Origin of the sequence: Streptomyces albiaxialis (assembly GCF_039530985.1) — a bacterium.
Taxonomy (GTDB): domain Bacteria; phylum Actinomycetota; class Actinomycetes; order Streptomycetales; family Streptomycetaceae; genus Streptomyces; species Streptomyces albiaxialis.
In genome coordinates this window covers 726,177-747,266 of the sequence record NZ_BAAAPE010000007.1, presented here as the reverse complement: position 1 = coordinate 747,266, position 21,090 = coordinate 726,177, and the positions used below count along the sequence as shown (strand labels likewise).

At 72.5% G+C, this 21,090-nt stretch carries 18 protein-coding genes; 8 read left to right on the top strand and 10 right to left on the bottom strand.

Annotated elements, in window-relative coordinates; all coding sequences use genetic code 11:
• Positions 1-84: 84 nt before the first annotated feature.
• Positions 85-1,290, bottom strand: coding sequence for an ornithine--oxo-acid transaminase (gene rocD, locus ABD343_RS14435; protein WP_344527879.1), 1,206 nt, complete (start codon positions 1,288-1,290; stop codon positions 85-87).
• Positions 1,291-1,399: 109 nt separating this feature from the next.
• Here rocD and trpS point away from each other — a divergent pair, with 109 nt between their 5' ends.
• The 3 genes from trpS to ABD343_RS14420 all read left to right on the top strand — a co-directional run bounded on the left by trpS (position 1,400) and on the right by ABD343_RS14420 (position 4,031).
• Positions 1,400-2,413: a tryptophan--tRNA ligase gene (gene trpS, locus ABD343_RS14430; protein WP_344527877.1), complete on the top strand. Its 1,014-nt coding sequence runs from the start codon at positions 1,400-1,402 to the stop codon at positions 2,411-2,413.
• 22 nt (positions 2,414-2,435) lie between these two features.
• Positions 2,436-3,080 carry a 2'-5' RNA ligase family protein gene (locus ABD343_RS14425; RefSeq protein WP_344527875.1) on the top strand — a complete coding sequence of 215 codons (645 nt, stop codon included), beginning with the start codon at positions 2,436-2,438 and terminating at the stop codon, positions 3,078-3,080.
• Positions 3,081-3,158: 78 nt separating this feature from the next.
• Complete coding sequence (locus ABD343_RS14420) at positions 3,159-4,031, top strand: YihY/virulence factor BrkB family protein (protein WP_344527874.1); 873 nt, start codon at positions 3,159-3,161, stop codon at positions 4,029-4,031.
• Positions 4,032-4,201: 170 nt separating this feature from the next.
• On the opposite strand, the gene ABD343_RS14415 is transcribed toward ABD343_RS14420, so the two are convergent.
• Complete coding sequence (locus ABD343_RS14415) at positions 4,202-5,458, bottom strand: D-alanyl-D-alanine carboxypeptidase family protein (protein WP_486387850.1); 1,257 nt, start codon at positions 5,456-5,458, stop codon at positions 4,202-4,204.
• A gap of 116 nt (positions 5,459-5,574) precedes the next feature.
• Here ABD343_RS14415 and ABD343_RS14410 point away from each other — a divergent pair, with 116 nt between their 5' ends.
• Positions 5,575-5,838: an SCO4848 family membrane protein gene (locus ABD343_RS14410; RefSeq protein ID WP_344527870.1), complete on the top strand. Its 264-nt coding sequence runs from the start codon at positions 5,575-5,577 to the stop codon at positions 5,836-5,838.
• Between the two features lie 42 nt (positions 5,839-5,880).
• Positions 5,881-7,188: a metallophosphoesterase gene (locus tag ABD343_RS14405; protein ID WP_344527868.1), complete on the top strand. Its 1,308-nt coding sequence runs from the start codon at positions 5,881-5,883 to the stop codon at positions 7,186-7,188.
• Between the two features lie 307 nt (positions 7,189-7,495).
• Here the strand turns inward: ABD343_RS14405 and ABD343_RS14400 are convergent, their stop codons facing one another.
• Together ABD343_RS14400 and ABD343_RS14395 are read right to left on the bottom strand one after the other, a co-directional pair.
• A complete protein-coding gene (locus ABD343_RS14400; protein WP_344527866.1) occupies positions 7,496-9,085 on the bottom strand; it encodes a sensor histidine kinase in 1,590 nt (529 codons plus the stop codon).
• On the bottom strand, positions 9,082-9,822 hold the full coding sequence (locus tag ABD343_RS14395) for a response regulator transcription factor (RefSeq protein ID WP_344527864.1): 741 nt from the start codon (positions 9,820-9,822) through the stop codon (positions 9,082-9,084). Before ABD343_RS14395 ends, ABD343_RS14400 begins: the two co-directional genes overlap by 4 nt.
• A 197-nt stretch (positions 9,823-10,019) precedes the next feature.
• Between ABD343_RS14395 and ABD343_RS14390 the strand changes: the two genes are divergently transcribed.
• Entirely contained in the window at positions 10,020-12,590 is a 2,571-nt protein-coding gene (locus tag ABD343_RS14390) for an MMPL family transporter (RefSeq protein ID WP_344527863.1), read from the top strand.
• Here ABD343_RS14390 and ABD343_RS14385 read toward each other — a convergent pair.
• From ABD343_RS14385 to ABD343_RS14370, 4 genes are all read right to left on the bottom strand, one after another.
• Positions 12,587-13,144, bottom strand: coding sequence for a DUF1648 domain-containing protein (locus tag ABD343_RS14385; protein ID WP_344527861.1), 558 nt, complete (start codon positions 13,142-13,144; stop codon positions 12,587-12,589). The two genes, ABD343_RS14390 and ABD343_RS14385, sit on opposite strands and share 4 nt — an antisense overlap.
• A 92-nt stretch (positions 13,145-13,236) precedes the next feature.
• On the bottom strand, positions 13,237-14,487 hold the full coding sequence (locus ABD343_RS14380) for an acyl-CoA thioesterase/bile acid-CoA:amino acid N-acyltransferase family protein (protein ID WP_344527859.1): 1,251 nt from the start codon (positions 14,485-14,487) through the stop codon (positions 13,237-13,239).
• A 177-nt stretch (positions 14,488-14,664) separates the two neighbouring features.
• Complete coding sequence (locus tag ABD343_RS14375; protein ID WP_344527857.1) at positions 14,665-15,606, bottom strand: phosphotriesterase family protein; 942 nt, start codon at positions 15,604-15,606, stop codon at positions 14,665-14,667.
• Positions 15,603-16,010, bottom strand: a complete 408-nt coding sequence (locus ABD343_RS14370) for a carboxymuconolactone decarboxylase family protein (RefSeq protein ID WP_344527855.1) — start codon at positions 16,008-16,010, stop codon at positions 15,603-15,605. Before ABD343_RS14370 ends, ABD343_RS14375 begins: the two co-directional genes overlap by 4 nt.
• A 104-nt stretch (positions 16,011-16,114) precedes the next feature.
• On the opposite strand from ABD343_RS14370, the gene ABD343_RS14365 reads away from it, so the two are divergent.
• Positions 16,115-16,675, top strand: a complete 561-nt coding sequence (locus ABD343_RS14365) for a CGNR zinc finger domain-containing protein (RefSeq protein WP_344527853.1) — start codon at positions 16,115-16,117, stop codon at positions 16,673-16,675.
• A gap of 371 nt (positions 16,676-17,046) precedes the next feature.
• A complete protein-coding gene (locus tag ABD343_RS14360) occupies positions 17,047-18,474 on the top strand; it encodes an exo-alpha-sialidase (RefSeq protein ID WP_344527851.1) in 1,428 nt (475 codons plus the stop codon).
• Positions 18,475-18,546: 72 nt separating this feature from the next.
• Here ABD343_RS14360 and ABD343_RS14355 read toward each other — a convergent pair whose 3' ends face one another.
• Together ABD343_RS14355 and sdhA are read right to left on the bottom strand one after the other, a co-directional pair.
• Entirely contained in the window at positions 18,547-19,326 is a 780-nt protein-coding gene (locus tag ABD343_RS14355; protein WP_344527849.1) for a succinate dehydrogenase iron-sulfur subunit, read from the bottom strand.
• Positions 19,326-21,080, bottom strand: coding sequence for a succinate dehydrogenase flavoprotein subunit (sdhA, locus tag ABD343_RS14350; RefSeq protein ID WP_344527847.1), 1,755 nt, complete (start codon positions 21,078-21,080; stop codon positions 19,326-19,328). The genes ABD343_RS14355 and sdhA overlap by 1 nt, the downstream gene beginning before the upstream one ends.
• Positions 21,081-21,090: the final 10 nt, after the last annotated feature.

The following is a 21,090-nucleotide window of genomic DNA, read 5'->3' as shown; positions in this document are numbered from 1 at the left end:
GCCCCTCTTGGGCCGGTCGCGCTCTAAGGGGCGACCTCCCTCGTGCCCCGCATCCGGGTGCGGGGCACGAGGGGGCTCCGGCCGTCAGCCGGCGAGCACCGCCCGGAGCTGCTCCAGGCCCCAGTCGAGGTCCTCGCGGGAGATCACCAGCGGCGGCGCGATACGGATCGTCGAGCCGTGCGTGTCCTTGACCAGCACGCCCCGCGCCATCAGCTTCTCGGAGATGTCGCGGCCCGAGCCGTGCGAGGGGTCGATGTCGACGCCGGCCCACAGGCCCCGGCCCCGTACCTCGGTCACCGCGCCGTCCCCGACGAGGCCGCCCAGCTCGGCATGCAGGTGCGCGCCCAGGTCCTTGGCCCGCGCCTGGTGCTCGCCCTCCCGCAGCATCGCGATGACCTCCAGCGCGACGGCGCACGCGAGGGGGTTGCCGCCGAAGGTCGAGCCGTGCTCGCCCGGCTTGTAGACGCCCAGCACCTCGCGCGAGGAGACCACGGCGGAGACCGGCACGACACCGCCGCCCAGCGCCTTGCCCAGCACGTACATGTCGGGGACGACACCCTCGTGCTCGCACGCGAACGTCGCGCCCGTACGCCCCAGGCCCGACTGGATCTCGTCGGCGATGAACAGCACGTTCCGCGCCCGGGTCAGCTCGCGCACCCCGGCCAGATAGCCCGCCGGGGGCACCAGGACGCCCGCCTCGCCCTGGATCGGCTCCAGCAGGACCGCGACCGTGTGCTCGTCGACGGCGGCGTCGAGCGCGGCGAGGTCGCCGTAGGGCACGATCTCGAAGCCGGGCGTGTACGGCCCGAAGTCGGCCCTGGCCTCCTCGTCCGTCGAGAAGGAGATGATCGTCGTCGTACGGCCGTGGAAGTTGTTGTCCGCGACGACGATCTTGGCCTTGCCCTGCGGGACGCCCTTGACCTGGTACCCCCACTTCCGGGCCGTCTTGACGGCCGTCTCGACCGCCTCGGCGCCGGTGTTCATGGGCAGCACCGTCTCCATGCCGCACAGCTCGGCCAGCTCCTCGCAGAACGCGGCGAACCGGTCGTGGTGGAAGGCACGGGAGGTGAGCGTCACGCGGTCGAGCTGGGCCTTCGCCGCCGCGATCAGGCGCGGGTGCTGGTGCCCGAAGTTCAGCGCCGAGTACCCGGCGAGCATGTCGAGGTAGCGGCGTCCCTCGGCGTCGGTCATCCACGCGCCCTCGGCGGAGGAGACGACGACGGGCAGCGGATGATAGTTGTGCGCGCTGTGGGCGTCAGCGGCGGCGATCAGCCGTTCTGAAGTGGACATAACGGGGTCTCCGTTTCTCTCCGTGCCTGGCCGGTGGCTCTTTCTACCGCACATCGGGCCGCGGAAACCGGGTCCCGGGTGGTGCTGTACACCTGAGAGAATGGACAGCATGGCCAACGACCGACCCCGCGTGCTCTCCGGAATCCAGCCCACCGCCGGCTCCTTCCACCTCGGCAACTACCTCGGTGCCGTCCGCCAGTGGGTGGCCCTCCAGGAGACGCACGACGCGTTCTACATGGTCGTCGACCTCCACGCGATCACCGTGCCGAAGGACCCGGCCGAGCTGCGCGCCAACACGCGGATGGCCGCTGCCCAGCTCCTCGCCGCCGGGGTCGATCCCGAGCGCTGCAAGGTCTTCCTGCAGAGCCATGTGCCCGAGCACACCCAGTTGAGCTGGGTCGTGGAGTGCCTGACCGGCTTCGGTGAGGCCTCGCGCATGACGCAGTTCAAGGACAAGTCGGCGAAGCAGGGCAACGACAGCACGACGGTCGGCCTCTTCACCTACCCCGCGCTGATGGCCGCGGACATCCTGGTCTACCGGGCGCACGAGGTCCCCGTAGGCGAGGACCAGCGCCAGCACCTGGAGCTGACGCGGAACATCGCGGAGCGGTTCAACGGGCGGTACGGGGCGACGTTCCCGGTCCCCGAGCCGTACATCCTCAAGGAGACCGGGAAGATCTACGACCTTCAGGAGCCGACGGTCAAGATGAGCAAGTCGGCGTCCACGCCGAAGGGCATCATCGACCTGCTCGACGACCCGAAGACCTCCGCGAAGAAGATCAAGAGCGCGGTCACCGACACGGACACCGTGATCCGGTACGCGCCGGAGGAGAAGCCCGGCGTCTCGAACCTCCTGACGATCTACTCCACGCTCACCGGGACGGGAATCCCGGAACTGGAGGAGAAGTACGACGGCAAGGGCTACGGTGCGCTGAAGACCGATCTCGCCGAGGTCGTCGCGGAGTGGGTGACGCCGTTCCGGACCCGTACACAGGAGTATCTGGACGATCCGGAGACGCTGGACCGCATCCTCGCCGAGGGTGCGGAGAAGGCCAGGTCCGTGGCGGCGGAGACGCTCGCCACGGTCTACGACAAGGTGGGCTTCCTGCCCGCCAAGCGCTGACGCGGGCGCGGAGGGAGAAGAGATGGGCACAGGAGCGGCGGGTCCGTCGTCGGCTGTCACGCTCGGCGTCTCGCTCGCCGTCCCTGAGCCGTACGGCAGCCTGCTCCAGGAGCGCCGCGCGGGCTTCGGCGACACCGCGGCCCACGGCATCCCCACCCACATCACGCTGCTGCCGCCGACCGAGGTCGACGCCGCGGCCAGGGGGGAGATCGAGGAGCACCTCGCGCGGGTCGCCCTGGCGGGCCGCGCGTTCACCGTCCGGCTCTCCGGCACCGGCACCTTCCGGCCGCTGTCGCCCGTCGTCTTCGTCCAGGTCGTCGAGGGCGGCTCGGCCTGCTCCTGGCTCCAGGAGCGGGTCCGCGCCGCTGACGGCCCGCTCGCCCGCGAGCTGCAGTTCCCGTACCACCCGCACGTGACGGTCGCGCACGGCATCGCCGAGGAGGCGATGGACGAGGCCTACGCCGAGCTGGCCGACTTCGAGGCCGAGTGGACGGCGTGCGGCTTCGCGCTCTACGAGCAGGGCGAGGACCACGTCTGGCGGCTCCAGCGGGAGTTCACCTTCGGCGGCGAGGCGGGCGGCGAGGTGCCGGAGGTCGGCGCCGTCGCCTGCCGTACGCCGGGCCAGCGCCGCGTCTCCTCGGCCCGCCCCCCTGCCACGGCCCACTGAGGTCGGACGTTTCACCGCGTACAGTGCGTACGCTGACCGTCACGCATGGAACGGATGCCGGCGGCAAGGTGGGACAACGTGGAGAAACTGACGAGTCTGCCGTGGATCGGACCGTTCTTCGCGTGGTTCTTCCGGACCCGCGTCTGGCGCGTCTACGAGCACCTCGACGAGCGGAAGTGGAGCCGCCTGGCCGCGGCGATCACCTTCACGAGCTTCCTCGCGCTCTTCCCGATGCTCGCCGTCGGCGCCGCGGTCGGCGCCGCGCTGCTGACCGAGTCCCAGATGCGGAAGGCGCAGGACTTCCTCACCGACCAGGTGCCCGGCATCTCCGACCAGCTCAAGATCCAGGACCTGGTCGACAACGCGGGCACGGTCGGGATCATCGCGGGCGCGCTGCTCCTGTTCACCGGCGTCGGCTGGGTGGGGACCCTGCGCGAGAGCCTGCGGGCCCTGTGGGACCTGGACGAGGACCCCGGCAACGTCTTCGCCCGCAAGGCCACGGACCTCGGCATCCTCTGCGGGCTCGGCGTCATCGGCGCGATCTCCTTCGGCGGGTCCGCCTTCGCGATCACGGCGGTGACGTGGGTCGCGGAGCGGATGGGACTCGCCGAGGGCGGCGTCGGCACGGTGCTGCTGCGGCTCGCCGCGTACGCGGCGGCCGTCGCGGCGGACTTCGTCCTGCTCTGGTACGTCCTCACGCTGCTGCCGCGCGTACGGCCGCCGCGTGCCGCCACCGCGGCGGCGGCGCTCCAGGGGGCGATCGGCTTCGAGCTGCTGAAGCTTTTGCTGGGCGGCTATCTGAAGGGGGTTGCCGCGAAGAGCGTCTACGGCGCCTTCGGGGTGCCGATCGCCCTGCTTCTCTGGATCAGCTTCATGACCAAACTTCTCCTCTGGTGCGCCGCCTGGACCGCCACGGCCTCTTCTCCGCCGGAGAAGGAAGAGACCGACTAGAGACTGCCCCGCCCGCACGCCGCAGGCTGCGGCTGCGCCGTGGCTGGGCGCGCAGTTCCCCGCGCCCCTATGGGGCAAGCCCCGTGGTCTTGTGACCGGGCGCGCCCGCGCGGCGGAGCCGCACATTGAACACAGGCCCGCGCCCCTATGGGGCAAGCCCCCTGGTGAGGTCAGCGGCGGTTGCGGGTGAGGGGCCAGCGGCGGTGGACGGCGTAGGCGACGGCGGCCAGAAGGACGAGGCAGCCGGCAGTGACGCCGAGCGCGACCCCCGCCCCACCCGACGGCTCCTTCTTCGCCGACGCGTGCGCCGCCTTCCCGTCCGCCGTGCCGCCCGCCTGCCCCCCGGCCTGCGCGCCGGCCCCGCTGCCGGACGCCACCAGCCTGCCCACGGGGCTGACCTTGCCGTCGGCCGCGAAGCCCCAGTCGAGCAGCTTCGCCGTCTCCTTGTAGACCTCCAGCCCGTCACCCTTCTCCGGGTGCATCACGGTGACGAGCAGGACCCGCCCGTTGCGCTCGGCCACGCCCGTGAAGGTGCTGCCCGCGTTGGTGGTGCTGCCGTTCTTCACCCCGGCGATGCCCGGGTACGGGTCCAGGCCGACGTCGCCGGTCAGCAGGCGGTTGGTGTTCTGGATGCCGAAGCTTCCGCGCTTCTTCTTGCCCGTCTTCTTGTCCTTCTTCGTCTCGCCCGGGAACTTCGCGTCGGCCGTCGCCGCGTACTTCCGGAAGTCCGCGTTCTGCATGCCCGAGCGCGCGAACAGGGACAGGTCGTACGCCGAGGAGACCTGCCCCGGGTGGTCGTACCCGTCGGGGCTGACGACGCGGGTGTCCGTCGCGTTCAGCGAACGCGCTTTCGCGTTCATCTCGCCCACGGTCTTGTCGACGCCGCCGTTCATGGCGGACAGCACGTGCACCGCGTCGTTGCCCGAACGGAGGAAGACGCCGAGCCACAGATCGTGGACGGAGTACGTCTCCTCCTCCTTCACGCCGACCAGGCTGCTGCCCTCGCCCATGCCCTGCAGGTCCTCCGGCTTGACCTTGTACTGCCGGTCCTTCGGCAGCTTGGGCAGCACCGTGTCGGCGAAGAGCATCTTGAGCGTGCTGGCGGGGGCGAGCTTCCAGTGCGCGTTGTGCGAGGCGAGCACCTTGCCCGATTCCGCGTCCGAGACGATCCACGAGCGTGCCGACAGCTTCTTGGGCAGCGCGGGCGCGCCCGCCTTCGGCTTCACCTGAGTGCCGGGCCGTCCGAGCTGCGAACCGCCGACCGTGGACATCTGCGCGGGGGGCTTCGGCTGCTTCCCCTTCCCCTCGGGCGTCTCGTCCGCGGAGGCGGCGGGAGAGGCGACGACGACGAGGGACGCGGCGAGCGTGGCCGAGAGAACGCTTACCGCACAGGTGTGACGGAAGCGGGCTGAATAATGCGAAGAAATGGGCACCCTGCGAGCGTACGGGGCCAGCGCGGGTAAGGGGACGCCGAGCCCCCGCGAAATTGGGCCGCTTGGCCCCTCCTCCGGTACGGACGGAGGGCATCGCCATACTTGCTGCCATGCACGACACCACCACGCGGGGGCTCAGGCTGAGCAAGCCCGTGTCCCTCTTTCTGTTGGCTTTTGGCGTCTGGTCCTGGTTTGTCTGGATCACCTTTGTCAAAAACTTGTGGAAAGACAGCAGCGGACTCGCGTTCGATGATGCGGGCGACCCGACCGGTTACTTTTGGGTCCATCTGCTGCTGGCCATCACCTCCTTCCTGCTGGGGACGGCGATCGGGGTGATCGGGGTGCGCGGGCTCAGGGCGCTGCGGCAGCCGTAGGCCCGTGGGGGACGGGAGGCGTATGCGAGGGGAGGGGCCGCGATGATCGCGGTGTTCGTACTGATCGCGCTGGTCGCGGTCGGCCTGCTGGTGACCGTGCACTGGTACCTGTGGCGGCGGCTGGTGCGCGACGTGTCCGCGCCGGACGGGCTGTGGCGCCGGGTGGGCACCGTGCTGGTCGTGGCGCTGCCGCTGGTCAGCGTCGCGAACATGATCAGCAGCCGGGCCGGGGCGCCGTTCTCCGTGCAGCGGGTGCTGGCGTGGCCCGGCTTCCTGTGGCTCGCGATGCTGCTCTATCTGGTGCTGGCGCTGCTCGTGGGCGAGGTCGTGCGGCTGATCGTCCGCCGCGCGCGGAGCGTCCCCGCGCGCGCCGCCGCCGCGCCGGACGCGGGAGCGGTGGGGGGACCGCCGGTCCCCGCCGAGCAGGACCGGGACGAGGCGCCCGAGCCGGAGCGGGAGCCGGAGCCCGATTCCGCGTCCGCGTCGTCGGGCTCGTCCTCCTCTCCGGAGGAGCCGGGGCGTACGCCCACGCGCCGGGTCTTCCTCGCCCGGACGCTCGCCGTGGGGGCCACCGCCGCCGCGGCGACGACGGTCGGATCCGGGGCGTACAGCGTCCTGAACGGGCCCACGCTCAAGCACGTCACCGTGCCGCTGCCGAAGCTGGCGCGTGCCGCACACGGGTACCGGATCGCCGTGGTCAGCGACATCCACCTCGGACCGATACTGGGCAAGGCCCACACCCAGCGCATCGTCAACACGATCAACAGCGCCCAGCCGGACCTCGTCGCGATCGTCGGCGACCTCGTCGACGGCTCGGTCGCCGACCTCGGCCCGGCCGCGGAGCCCCTGCGGCATCTGCGTTCGCGGCACGGCTCGTTCTTCGTGACCGGCAACCACGAGTACTTCGGCGACGCGGCCGAATGGGTCGACCACCTGCGCGAGCTGAACGTCCACCCGCTGGAGAACGCCCGACGGGAACTCCCCGCCTTCGACCTCGCCGGGGTCAACGACGTCGCGGGCGAGGACCAGGGCGACGGTCCCGACTTCCGCAAGGCCCTCGGCGACCGTGACCCGGGGCGGGCCTCCGTCCTCATGGCCCACCAGCCCGTCCAGATCCACGAGGCCGTGGACTGGAAGGTCGGCCTCCAGCTCTCCGGCCACACGCACGGCGGCCAGTTGTGGCCGGGCCCGTACCTGGCGGAGCTGGCGAATCCCACGGTCGCCGGGCTGGAGCGGTACGGGGACACGCAGCTTTACGTGACGCGGGGGGCGGGGGCTTGGGGGCCGCCGGTTCGAGTCGGCGCCGAGTCGGACGTCACCGTAGTCCGCCTGGCCTCCCCCTCAACCTGACCCCCACTTCTCCCTCGCTCCCGCGAAGCTTGGGAGGTCTGCGCGCCCCTGCTGGGGCAGGCCCCTGCTCCTCCCTCCTCCTGTTGCGCTTGGGAGGTCTGCGCGAAGGCGCAGGGCTGGCAAGCGCAGCCCCCTTCGCCGGGCACCCGGATATGAGGGCTGGGTTCGGGGTGCCCCGTGCCGTGCTTCGCAGGCTGCGGCTGCGTCGTGGCTGGGCGCGCAGTTCCCCGCGCCCCTTAGGCCGACGGGCTGTGCGCCCACGCGGCGGAGCCGCACATCACACACAGCCCCGCGCCCCTTGGGCTCTTTACCGGGGTGGGGCCGGGAGGGTGACCGTTGCTCTGAAGCCGGCGTTCGGGGCCGTCGTGACGTGGACCTCTCCTCCCTGCGCCTCGACGCCCGCCTTGACCACCGACATGCCCAGGCCACTGCCCTCGCTGGACGCCCCGTCCGTACGGAAGAAGCGGTCGAACACGCGGGCGGCGTCCTCGGGCCGCATGCCGGGACCCTCGTCCTGGACGCGGAGGACGCAGATGTCGTGCCCCGCGTGCGCGGGGTCGGGCCCGGTGTGGACCGAGACGCGGACGGCGGCCCCGACGGGGGTGTGGACGCGGACGTTGGAGACCAGGTTGCCGACGACCTGGCGCAGGACGGGCTCGTCGGCCAGGGCCAGCACGGCTCCGTCGGCTCCGTCGGGGCCGTCGGCCCCGTCCGTCCCCCCGGGCCGGTCGAACACGATCTCGCGGTCCGGCTGCTGGGCCGCGAGGTCCGCCAGCGCCTCCTCCGCGAGCCGCGCGACGTCGACGGGGCAGGGGCGCAGCTCGGGCCGCTGGTCGAGGCGGGCGAGGGCGAGCAGCTCGTCGACGAGGCGGGCCATGCGCTCGGTCTCGGCCGTCATCCGGGCCAGCGCGCGGGCCCGTTCCTCCTCGTCGCGCAGCATCCCGCGCTCGTAGAGCTGAAGGTAGCCGCGTATCGCCGCGAGCGGGGTGCGCAGCTCGTGGGAGGCGTCGGCGACGAAGCGCCGCAGGTGCGCCGTGGCGTGCTCGCGGGTGAGGAACGCGGCCTCGACCTGGTGCAGCATCGCGTTGAGCGCGAGGCGGAGGCGTTCGACCTCCAGGACCCTGGTGTGCTTGCCGCCGCGCCCCGCGGCGACGCGGCGGGACAGGTCGATGCCCGCGCCGCCGCCCGCGGCGCCCTGCTTCTCGCAGCCCTCGGCGATCGCGGACGCGGTCTCGACCATGTCCTCCATGGGCCGTAGCCGGCGCCGCGCGACGTAGAACATGGCGGTGCCGAGCCCCGCCATCAGCGCGACGCCGACGAAGAGTTCGAGCCGGAGCACCTTGTGCATGATCTCCCCGACGGCCCCGACCTCCGTCGCCATGAGGACGATCTGCCCGTCGGCCAGCCGGACCGCCGTCGCGCGGTACGGGGTGTCGCCGTCCGGGCGGAGGTCGACGGGCTCGGGGTTCCGGACCAGGTCCAGAGGCTCCTCGACGGCCCGCGCGAGGGCCCGCTGCTTCGCGGAGGGCTCGTGGCCGAGCATCCGCATCGGCCTGCCCCGGCGGTCGACGGGCGCGAAGACCGTGGGGTCGGTGTCCGTGGCCTCCGCGACGTTCGGGTTCAGCGCGTCCCGCATACCCGCCATGGACGCGAAGGCCTTGACGTCCTCGACGGTCAGTTCGACGCGGCCGATCTGCTCACGGGCCGACTTCAGCTTCGCGTCGATCGACGAGACGAGGTAGTGCTGGACGCCCATCAGGCTGATGCAGGTCGCGACCACGATGCCGATCGCGAGCATCACGATGCCGCTGGCCGTCATCTTGGCCCGCAGCGACCCCGTATGGCACGGCCCCGCGGACGCGTTCTCGGACGCCTGTGCGGGCGGAGCGGCGCTCACGCCCCGGCCCCCGGGCCCGGGGCGTCCGGGAGGGGCCGCAGCCCGTACCCGACGCCCCGGCGCGTACGGATCAGCGGCGGGCCCAGCGGGTCCAGCTTGCGGCGCAGATAGCTGACGTACGTCTCGACGACCGTCGACTCGACCCGGTGTTCGTACCGCCACACGTGCCGCAGGAGCTGCTCCTTCGGCACGATCCGGTCCCCGTGCCGCACCAGGTGCCGCAGCAGCGCGAACTCCGTCGGCGTCAGGTCCGCGCTGCGCCCGCCGCGCCGCACGGTGTACGTGGCCTCGTCCAGCTCCAGGTCCCCGTACCGGATCACCGGCGGGCGGGGCACGGGCGGCGCCTCCGGGGCCGCGGAGGGCGAGGTGCGGCGCAGCACGGCGCGGAGCCGGGCCACGACCTCGTCCACGTTGAACGGCTTGGTGATGTAGTCGTCGCCGCCCAGCGTCAGCCCCTGGATGACCTCGGACGGCGCGTCCTTCGCCGTGAGGAACACCACGGCCAGGTCCCCGCGCTCGGCGCGCAGCACCCGGCACACCTGGCGGCCGTCCCCGTCCGGCAGGGCGATGTCGAGCAGCACGGCGTCGGGGCGCGTCTCGCGGGCCGCGGTGACGGCGGCCCGCGCCCCCGAGGCGGTGACGACCTCGAAGCCGTGGAAGCGCAGGGTGATCGCCAGGACGTCGGCGATGCTCGGCTCGTCCTCGACGATCAGCACGGTCGCGGGTGTCGCAGTCATTCCCCCAGTATCCGGGCGGAATTGCGGGTTTTCCGGGGGAAGCCTTGGAGGTTCTTGAGAGCCGGGGGCGGAGGCGGGCGCCGGACGGCCCCGCGCCGGAAGGTGGTGACCGTGGCCCTGGGCGGGATCGATGGGGATCGATGACAGCACCTTCCCGGGGCCACCTCCCCTTCCGGCAGCCCACGAAGGGAATCGTCATGGCTGCTCTGGCGCGGTGGTGCCTCCGGCACCGGTGGACGGTGCTCCTCCTGTGGACGGCGGCCCTCTTCGGCACGGGAGCGGCGAGCGGCGCCCTCGGCAGCGCCTACTCCAACGACTTCAGCTTCCCCGGCACCGAGTCCTCCCGGGCCTACGACTCGATGCGTGCCGCCTTCCCCGAGCGGTCCGGCGACACGGACACGGTCGTGTGGAGCGTCGAGCGCGGCACGGTGCGCGACCCGGAGGTGCGGCAGCGCATGACGGCCGCGCTCGGCGACATCGCGAAGGTCCCGCAGGTCGGCACCGTCCAGGGCCCGTACGAGAAGGGCGGCGCCGCGCGGATCAGCGAGGACGGCACCATCGCCTACGCCGAGGTGACCTTCACCGAGCAGGTCTTCGAGATCGAGAAGGCCCACACCGAGCGGGTCATCGCGCGCGCCGAGGAGGCCCGTACGGACGGGCTCCGGGTCGAACTGGGCGGCCAGGCCGTCGAGCAGACGCAGGAGCCGCCCGCCGGGCTCGCCGAGGGCGTCGGCCTCGCGGCCGCCGCGGTCGTGCTGCTGCTCGCGTTCGGCTCGTTCTTCGCGATGCTGCCGCTGCTGAACGCGGTCTTCGCGGTCGGCACCGGCCTGGCCGGGCTCGTCGTCCTCAGCCACGTCGTCGACCTGCCGGACGTGGCGCCGCTGCTGGGCTCGCTGATCGGGCTCGGCGTCGGCATCGACTACGCGCTCTTCATCGTCACCCGGCACCGCAAGGGCCTGAAGACCGGTCTCGACCCGGACACCGCGGCCGTACGCGCCATGGACACCTCGGGGCGCGCGGTGCTCTTCGCGGGCGGCACGGTCTGCGTCGCGCTGCTGGCGATGTTCACGCTCGACCTCGACTTCCTGAACGGCGTCGCGCTCGCCACCACGCTCACCACGCTGCTGAGCGTCCTCGCGGCCTCGACGCTGCTCCCCGCCATGCTCGGCTTCCTCGGCACGAGGGCGCTCAGCAGGCGCGAGCGGCGGCGGCCGGCGGCGACGGCGGCCGACGAACGGGACGGGACGGGCGGCGGGCTCGGCGCCCGCTGGGCCGGGGTGCTGGAGCGGCGGCCCCGCGCCCTCGCGCTGGTCGCGGTCGTCGTGATGGCCGTCCTCGCGATCCCCGCGCTGTCGCTGCGGCTGGGCACCAACGACCAGGGCAACCAGCCCGCGTCGCAGACCACCCGCCAGGCGTACGACCTGCTCGCGGAGGGCTTCGGGCCGGGTTTCAACGGCCCGCTGCAGATGGTCGCCGACGTCGGCGGCGGCGCGGAGGACCGGGCGGCGCTCGAGCGGCTGACGGCCGAGACGGCCCGGATGGACGGCGTCGTCCGTGCCGTCCCGCTGCCGCTGCCCCCGGACTCGGACACGGCCGTCGTCCAGGTCGTGCCGGAGACCTCGCCGCAGGACGAGCGGACCGACCGGCTCATCGACACCCTGCGCGACAGGACGGTCCCGGCGGCCGAACGCGGCACCACGCTCTCCGTGGACATCGGCGGCCCCACCGCCGTCCAGAAGGACTTCGCCACGGTGATCGGCCAGAAGCTGCCGATGTTCGTCGCGCTCATCGTCGGCCTGGGCGCGCTGCTGCTGCTCGTCGCCTTCCGCAGCGTCGTCGTCCCGCTGACGGCCGCGCTGATGAACCTGATCGCGGCCGCGGCCTCGTTCGGCGTGCTCGTCGCCGTCTTCCAGTGGGGCTGGGGGACGGAACTGCTGGGCCTCGGCAAGGAGGGGCCCATCCTCTCCTTCCTGCCCGTCATCATGCTGCCGCTGCTCTTCGGCCTCTCCATGGACTACCAGGTCTTCCTGGTCTCCCGGATGCACGAGGAGTGGACGCGCACCAAGGACAACGCGCGCTCCGTGCGCGCCGGGCTCGCCGACACCAGCCGGGTCATCAACTGCGCGGCGCTCATCATGATCTGCGTCTTCCTGTCGTTCATCCTCAGCGGCGACAGGGGAGGCATGATGGCCGGGCTCGGCCTGGCGGGCGCGGTCGCGCTGGACGCGTTCATCCTGCGCACGGTGCTGGTGCCCGCGCTGATGTTCGTCATCGGGCGCGCCAACTGGTGGCTGCCGGGCTGGCTGGACCGCCGCCTCCCGCACCTGGCGGTGGACCCGCCGGACCCGGTGGACCCACCGGACCGGGCGGACCGGGCGGACCGGGTGAGCCGTCCGGATCCGGCGGACGCGGAGGTGCCGGACGCGCCGCCCGCGTACGTCCGTACCGGCGCGCGTGAACTCGCCCCGGTGGGCGGGGGAGCGGGGCCCGCCGCCTCCGGGGAAGCGGTCGCGGTACGGGGCGCGGTCCTGGACTCCCTCGGCGCCCGGCTGCCCGGTGCCTGGCTCACGCTCGTCGCGGCGAACGGCGCGCAGATCGCCCGTACGACATCGGGGGAGGATGGGCGCTACACCTTGCCGGTGCCCGGCAGCGGCGCGTACATCGTGGTCGCGACCTCGCCCTCGCTCGGCGCCATCAGCCACAGCGTGCTGGTCTCCGACGCGGACGTGGAGCTGGACCTGCGCGTCGAACTCCCCGGCGAGGTCTAGGAGGTGCCCAGCCTGCGCTTCTCGCCCCGGTCCTGCCAGGCCACGGCCAGGGTGAGGAGCGTGCCGCCAGCGATCGGCACGAGCATCCCGAGGAAGAACCACCACGGGACCTCGGACGTCGTACTGGTGCGCCACTGGACGATGTTGCCGACGACGAACGACAGGCCGATCGCGAAGTTGAGGACGAGCAGCGACACGGCCCCGCGGCGGGCCGAGGCGCGCGTCGCGGGCCGCTTGCCGACGGCGGCGGAGGTGACGGCGAACCGGGGCTCGCCTGCGGGCAGTTCGGCGGCCGGTGTGGCGCGCAGCAGCAGCGCGGCCGTGGCGGCCAGCAGCGCGGTCACGCCCGCGTAGACGAACACCAGGGTGAACGCGGCGCCCACCGACTTGTCGGTCCAGGCGTCCACGCCCCCGGTGCCGATGTGCTGGGGGATGCGGTCGGGCAGGTGCGGATAGGCGGCGGCGCCCCAGGCGGCCATCCCGGCGAGGAGCGACACGCTGGCCGCCAGCCAGACCCAGGGGAAGCGCGGCGGGGTGTACGTGGCTTCCGGCATGTCCCCATTGTGAAGGAGACGGCCCCCGTGCGTCGTTGCCCGCACCCGGCAACGACCCGGCCCGTCTTCCTGCCGGGAGGCCCGGACGGCCTTCAGCTCTCCAGCAGCTTGAGGATCCGGGGCCAGGAGTCGGCACGGGCGCGCTGGTCCGCGGCGGAGGTCCGGGCGACGGCCCCGTCCGCGCCGCCCTCCTGCCCGGGCTGCCCGTACGGGAACCAGTTCACATGGTGCCCGGCGTCCGGATAGACCAGCTTCCGCGCGCCGTGCGCGGCCATGTCGCGCGCGGACGCGGCCGACCCCCACATCTTGTCGTTCCCGCCGCCGACGGCGAGGACCGTGCCGCGCACCCTGTCGAGGGGGAGCGGCCCGGTGGGCAGCGCCCTGCCGTGGTCGGCCCACGCCGCCTGCCCGCTGGGGTAGGGGCCGATGGCCTTGGACGAGGGCGCGTACGCGACGACGTTCCGTACGACCGAGGGGCGGCGCTGGCCCAGGAGCTGGGCGGCCTCGCTGCCGCGCGAATTGCCCATCACCGTCAGCTTGCCGGGGTCGGCGGAGGGCTGCTTGCCGAGGAGGCGGGCGGCGCGCGTGAAGTAGTCGAGGTCGATCATGTCGATGGCGTCCGGCCGCCCGGAGCCCTTGCCGCAGCGGAAGTAGCAGAGGGAGAGCGCGGGGTGGCCGTGCGAGGCGAGCAGGGCCGCGGTGTACGTACCGGCGTTGCCGCCCTCCGAACCGCCGAACACCAGCACGGGGGCCTTGCGGGGCTCGCCCTTCGGGGGGTTGTAGAGGTCCCCGGCGAGCTTGTCCCCGTCGGCGGTCAGCTCGCGGTGCGTCGCGCCCCCGGTCAGCCACTCGCGGGTGAGGGTACGGCTCGCCAGCCGCTTGCCGCTCTTCGCGGCGGTGAGGTTCAGCCGCACCGAGTACGCGCGCTGCTCGCCGGGCGGGCCGGGGTGGTACGAGAACGTCTTGCCGGAGTTCAGCTTGGGGTGGGTGTCGGGGAGCATCCCCGACAGCAGCTCCGAGGACGTCTTCCCGCCGAGCGCGAGCCTGCCGTCCTTGTCGGCGCTCGCCCGGGTCCTGGACCGCCACGTCTTGCCGTAGCGGTCCTTCGCGCTCGCGGTGAGTGTGACCTCCGCCCCGGCGGGCAGCCGCTCGGCGCCGATGTCCAGGGGCTGGTCGGCGAGTGCCGTGCCGTTGCCTCTGCCGAGGGTGAGTGCCGCCTTCCCGGCGTTGCCGTCCTGCCCGTCCTGGCCGCCTTCGCCGCCCGCGCATCCGGCGCCGAGCGCCACGACGAGCCCGGCCGCGACGACGGCCCGTACACCACCGTTCATCCCCACACGTCCCACGCCCCGCACGATACGTGACCTCGCCTCTTGGGGGCGCGAGCCAAGCTTGCCGGAATAGCGGGGCTTGCCCGTTCAGGGGTGCCAGCCCTCATGTGCGGGTGCCCGGCGTGGGGGCTGCGCTTGCCAGCCTTTGAGGCGCGCGCGGAGTGCCTGAGCGCGGGGGAACGGAGCGGGGGGCTACGGGGTGGGCCAGGGGGTGGCCAGGGCTTGGGCGGGGTTGAGGCGGAGGACCTGGTCCGTGGGAGCGTCGCCGAACACCCGTATGAGCCTCGGCCGCAGCCCGTCGAGAAGGAACCGCATGCCGGGCCCGTCGCCGGACGCCCGCGCCGAGGCGGTCGTCGTGTCGCCACCGAGCAGCACCCGGTCCGCGTACCCCGCCTCGACAAGCGCCGCGAGGCAGTCGAACAGCCGCCAGTCCGTGGCGTGATGCGCCCGCGAGGGCCCGTCGAAGACGAGGTACGCGCCCGCTTCCGCCACCCGCCGGTGGATCCCGGCGTCCGGCGAACGCCCGAGGTGTCCGAGGAGCACCCGCCGCGCGGGGACCCCGTGCTCCCCGCACAGCACATCGAGCACGTCGAGCGCGGCGGTGCCGCCCTCCAGATGGACGCCGACGGGCGCGCCCGTCGCGTGGTGCGCGAGGGCCGCCGCGCGCAGCGAGCGGCGGGCGTGGTCGTCCAGGCCGTGGAAGCCGCCCGCCACCTTGATCATCCCGGCGCGTACGGGCCCCCGCGTCAGCTCCGTCACGAAGAGCGCGGCGAGCCCGTCGGCGTCCTCGGGCATACGGTCGCGCGCGTCCTGGTCGTAGTGCGCCCACCGGTGCACGCCCGTGGCGGCGACGACGTGGACGCCGCTCGCGCGCGAGAGCGCGGGCAGTTCCTCGCGGCGCCGTCCGAGCCCCCACGGTGTCCACTGCGCGACGGCCTGTCCGCCCGACGCGGCGAAGCCGCGCAGTTCGTCGAGCGCCGCGCCGGGATCGTCGAGTTCCTGGCCGGGGAGGCTCGGCGTACGCAGGAAGAGGTGGTCGTGCGCGTCGCAGACGCCGAGTTCGCCGGGCGGAACGTCACCGAGCACCGTACGAACGGCGGCGCCGGTCACCGTGCCGCTCACCGCGCCGGTCACCGCTCCTCCTCGTCCTCGCCGAGCGCCTCCGCCGCGACCCGCAGCCCGGCCAGTGCCCGGGGCACGCCGACGTACGGCGCGACGTGCACGAAGACCTCGACGATCTCCTCGCGCGTGATGCCCGTACGCAGCGAGGTCCTGACGTGCCCGGCGAGCTGCGGTTCGACGCCGCCGAGGGCGGTGAGCGCGGCCAGGTTGGCGATCTGCCGGTCGCGGAGGGAGAGGCCCTCGCGCTGGTAGGTCCCGCCGAAGAGGGCGGTCACGACCCAGTCGGCGAACCCGGGCGCGGTCTTCTCCAGGCCGGGGAACGCGGCCTGTTGGGTCTCCTCGTCCTGAAGCACGTCGAGGAGGCGGTGGCCCGCCTCGCGGTCGAAGCGGGCGGGGGTCAGCCGCAGGGATGTCATGCGTCGTCGTCCTCTCGTCCATCCTTTCGTAACGCCTCAGGCGTTACGGCTCTGCTCGCGGAGCACCGTAGCACGCGTAACGGGTGACACGTTACGATCGTCGGGTGACCGAGGACGAGAAGCTCGCGTTCCGCTTCGACTGCGGGGCGACGTGGCTGAACCTGCTGGCGACGAAGGGCCGCACGTACAGCGCGCGGCCCGTCGAACGCCTGGCGACCCCCGAACGGCTGGCCGAATGGCTCGACCGCTGCGAGCTGTCGCCGGGCGAGGGCGTGGTGGACGAGGACGCGCTGGCCCTCGCGCACCGGCTGCGCGAGACGCTGCGGGCGCTCGCGCTCGCCACGGTCGACGGGGAGCCGCCGCCGGGGGAGGCGGTGGCCGGCCTGACGGCGTTCCTCGCCGAGTACGAGGATCCCGTGCGGCTGATGGGGGGCGAGCGGCTGTGGCGTGCGGCGCCGCCGACCGCGGCGGCGGCGCTCGGGCGGGTGGCCCGGCAGGCGGCCGAACACCTCACGGGGGCGGAGCGGCACGCGCTGAAGGTGTGCCCGGAGGACGACTGCCGGGGGGTCTTCACGGATGCGTCGGGGAGGCGGCGGTGGTGTCCGTCGCCTGCGTGCGCCAGCCGAGGGCGCGTCCGCGCCCACAGAGCCCGCACCGCGAAGTAGACCTCCCCAGAACTCCAGGGCTTGCCCCCTCAGGGGCGCGGGGAACTGCGCGCCCAGCCACGGCGCAGCCGCAGCCTGCAATGCACGGTACGGGGCAGCCCCTACCCAGCCCAGAGGACCGCGCACCCGGCGAAGAGGGCTGCGCTTGCCAGCCCTGCTCCCCAAGCTCTTCGAGCAGGGGGCACCCCCAGTGGCAGACCTCCCAAGCGCAGGGGAATGGAAGAGGCCTGCTCTTTCAGGCGGGCGCAGGCCTCCCCAGCGCAGCGGGAGGGAGCCAGTCCGGGGTGTCCGGGGACGCGTCGCCGCGCGTCGTGCCGGATTCGGGCGCGCGATCCGGTAAATCCGGAGACCCCAGCGAGAGGAGAGCATGGATGCGCCGCGTGGGGTTCATGGGATGCGTCGCCGTCGCGGCGACGGTCGGAGCGGTCGTTCCGGCGGCGGCAGCCGACGAGGGCTCGCCGCTCGCCGCCCGTACGAGCGTGGACTGCGACCGCGACGAACTGCGGCTCACCCTGGAGAACCGGACGGGGAAGGCGCGGACCTTCACCGTGACCGGGCCCCGCACGGGCACGCGGTCCACCCGCGAGGTCGCCCCGGGCGGCAGCACCGCCGTGCGCTGGGCCCTCCCCGACGGCGCCCGCTACACGCTGCGCGTCACCGCGCCGGGCGGCTTCCGTACGGACGACGCGGGCCGGGCCTCCTGCGGGCTGCGGCCAGGGACGCCGGGGATGAACACCACGCGGCTCTTCTCCACCGACGCCCCCTTCCAGGAGATGCTCCACGACGACGGCCGCGAACGCCCCGGCACCGCCCGCTCCGTGCGCATCCCCGCTCTGGCCGTCACGAACTCCGGCACGCTCCTGGCCGTCACCGACGCGCGCGTGGACGGGCCGCCGGACCTGCCGGCCGACATCCAGCTCGGCCTGCGCCGCAGCACCGACGACGGCGCGACCTGGAGCGCGCCCCGTATCGCCGTGCACGCGGCGAGCACCCGGCACGGCACGGGCGACAGCAGCCTGCTCGTCGACCGCGTCACCGGCCGCGTCTTCCTCTTCTACAACTACGCCCGCCCCGGCACCGGCTTCTTCGAGCGCAACGCGAAGAGCATGCGCGTCATGTACGTGACCAGCGACGACGACGGCCGCACCTGGAGCCGTCCCGTCGATCTGACCCCGCGCGTGAAGAAGCCGGGCTGGACCAAGCTGTTCGCCTCCTCCGGGCACGGGATCCAGCTCCGGAGCGGGCGCCTCGTCCAGCCCCTCGTCCACCGGGACGCGCGCGGCACGTACGCGGAGAACATCGTCAGCGACGACCACGGCAGGACCTGGCGCACCGGCGCGCTCGCGGGGAGCGCGGTCAACGAGTCCAAGCCCGTCCAGCGCTCCACCGGCGTCCTCGCCCAGAACATGCGGCACAACGGGAAGGGCGCCCGCTACTACGCGGTCTCGCCCGACGGCACCCGCCCCTTCGGCCCGATGCGCCGCGCGGACGCGCTGCCCGACCCCGCCAACAACGCCGACGAGATCTCCTACCTCCGCCCCGTCCCCGGGCGGCCGGGACTGACCCGCACGGTGCTGTTCAGCAACACCGCCTCGGCCACGCGCCGCCACGAGCTCACCGTCCGCCTCAGCCGCGACGACGGCGCGCACTGGCCGTACCGCGCCGTGCTGAAGCCGGGGCGCGCCGGGTACTCGGCGATGGCGGTGCTGCGCGACGGCTCGGTGGGCTGCCTCTACGAGGTCGGGGACACCGGCGGAATCTATTTCGCCCGCTTCACCCCGGAGTGGCTCACCCGCTGACACGGCGGAACAGCGGAACGGCGGCACCCCGTAGGGCACCGCCGTTCCGTCGGCGTCAGCAGACCGGTGAGGTCAGAAGCGACGCGTGATCAGCGCGCGCTTGACCTCCTGGATGGCCTTGGTGACCTCGATGCCGCGCGGGCAGGCGTCCGTGCAGTTGAAGGTCGTACGGCAACGCCACACGCCGTCCCGGTCGTTGAGGATCTCCAGGCGCTGCTCGCCCGCCTCGTCGCGCGAGTCGAAGATGAAGCGGTGCGCGTTGACGATCGCGGCCGGGCCGAAGTACTGGCCGTCGTTCCAGAACACCGGGCACGACGAGGTGCACGCCGCGCACAGGATGCACTTGGTCGTGTCGTCGAACCGCTCGCGGTCCTCGGCGGACTGCAGACGCTCGCGCGTCGGCTCGTTCCCGTTCGTCACCAGGAACGGCATGACGTCCCGGTACGCCTGGAAGAACGGCTCCATGTCGACCACCAGGTCCTTGAGGACCGTGAGGCCCTTGATGGGCTCGACGGTGATCGGCTTGTCGGGGCCGATGTCCTTGATCAGCGTCTTGCACGCCAGCCGGTTGCGGCCGTTGATCCGCATGGCGTCCGAGCCGCAGATGCCGTGCGCGCAGGAGCGGCGGAACGTGAGCGTCCCGTCCATCTCCCACTTGATCTGGTGCAGCGCGTCGAGCACACGCTCCTTCGGGTCGATCTGCAGGGTGAAGTCCTGCCAGTTCGACTCCTCCGCGACCTCCGGGTTGAACCGGCGGATCCGCAGCGTGACCGTGATCAGGTGCGAGGCGCTGTTCTCCGCCGAGTCGACAGGACCGGCGGAGTCGTTCTTCTCAAGTGTCGCTGTGCCCATCAGTACTTACGCTCCATCGGCTGGTAGCGGGTCTGGACGACCGGCTTGTAGTCCAGCCGGATCGACTCGGTGCCGTCGTCGCCCACCTCGCGGTACGCCATGGTGTGCCGCATGAAGTTGACGTCGTCGCGGTTCGGGAAGTCCTCGCGGTAGTGGCCGCCGCGCGACTCCTTGCGGGCCAGCGCCGAGACCGCCGTGACCTCGGCGAGGTCCAGCAGGTTGCCCAGCTCCAGGGCCTCCAGCAGGTCGGTGTTGAAGCGCTTGCCCTTGTCCTGGACGCTGATGTTCCGGAACCGCTTGCGGAGCTGCCCGATCTCCTCGACGGCCTCCTTCAGCGTCTGCTCCGTGCGGAAGACCATGACGTTCTTGTCCATGGTCTCCTGGAGCGCCTTGCGGATCTCGACCACGCGCTCGTTGCCGGTGGCGTCCCGCAGGTTCTCGACCTCGTCCTCGACGAACTTCGTCGGGTTCTCCGGCAGCTCGACGAAGTCGGCCGTCGCGCTGTACTCGGCGGCGGCGATGCCGGCCCGCCGCCCGAAGACGTTGATGTCCAGCAGCGAGTTGGTGCCCAGCCGGTTGGCGCCGTGCACGGAGACGCAGGCGACCTCGCCCGCCGCGTACAGGCCGGGGACCGGTGTGGTGTTGTCGGAGAGGACCTCGCCCTCGACGTTCGTCGGGATGCCGCCCATCGCGTAGTGCGCGGTCGGCTGGATCGGCACCGGGTCGGTGTACGGCTCGATGCCGAGGTACGTACGGGCGAACTCGGTGATGTCCGGCAGCTTCGCGTCGAGCTGCTCCGGCGGCAGGTGGGTGAGGTCCAGGTAGACGTGGTCCTTGTCGGCGCCGCAGCCGCGGCCCTCGCGGATCTCGGTGTAGATCGCGCGGGAGACGACGTCACGCGAGGCGAGGTCCTTCATGACGGGCGCGTACTTCTCCATGAAGCGCTCGCCGTCCTTGTTGCGGAGGATGCCGCCCTCACCGCGGGCGCCCTCCGTCAGCAGGATGCCCATCTTCCAGATGCCGGTCGGGTGGAACTGGAAGAACTCCATGTCCTCCAGCGGCAGCCCGCGCCGGAACGCCGCGGCCTGGCCGTCGCCGGTCAGCGTGTGCGCGTTCGAGGTGACCTTGAAGAACTTGCCGTTGCCGCCCGAGGCGAAGACGACGGCCTTGGCCTGGAAGACGTGGATCTCGCCGGTCGCCAGCTCGTACGCGACGACGCCCGCGGTCTTCTTGACCCCGTCGACCTCGTTGAGCAGCAGGTCCAGGACGTAGAACTCGTTGAAGAACTCCACGCCCTCCTTGACGCAGTTCTGGTACAGCGTCTGGAGGATCATGTGGCCCGTGCGGTCCGCGGCGTAGCAGGACCGGCGCACCGGGGCCTCGCCGTGGTTGCGGGAGTGCCCGCCGAAGCGCCGCTGGTCGATGCGGCCCTGCGGGGTGCGGTTGAAGGGCAGGCCCATCTTCTCCAGGTCGAGGACCGAGTCGATGGCCTCCTTCGCCAGGATCTCGGCGGCGTCCTGGTCGACCAGGTAGTCGCCGCCCTTGATCGTGTCGAAGGTGTGCCACTCCCAGTTGTCCTCCTCGACGTTGGCGAGGGCGGCGGCCATGCCGCCCTGCGCCGCGCCGGTGTGGGAGCGGGTGGGGTAGAGCTTCGTCAGGACGGCCGTGCGGCTGCGCTTGGTGGACTCGATGGCCGCGCGCATGCCCGCGCCGCCGGCGCCGACGATGACGGTGTCGTACTTGTGGATCTGCATGGGGATTACC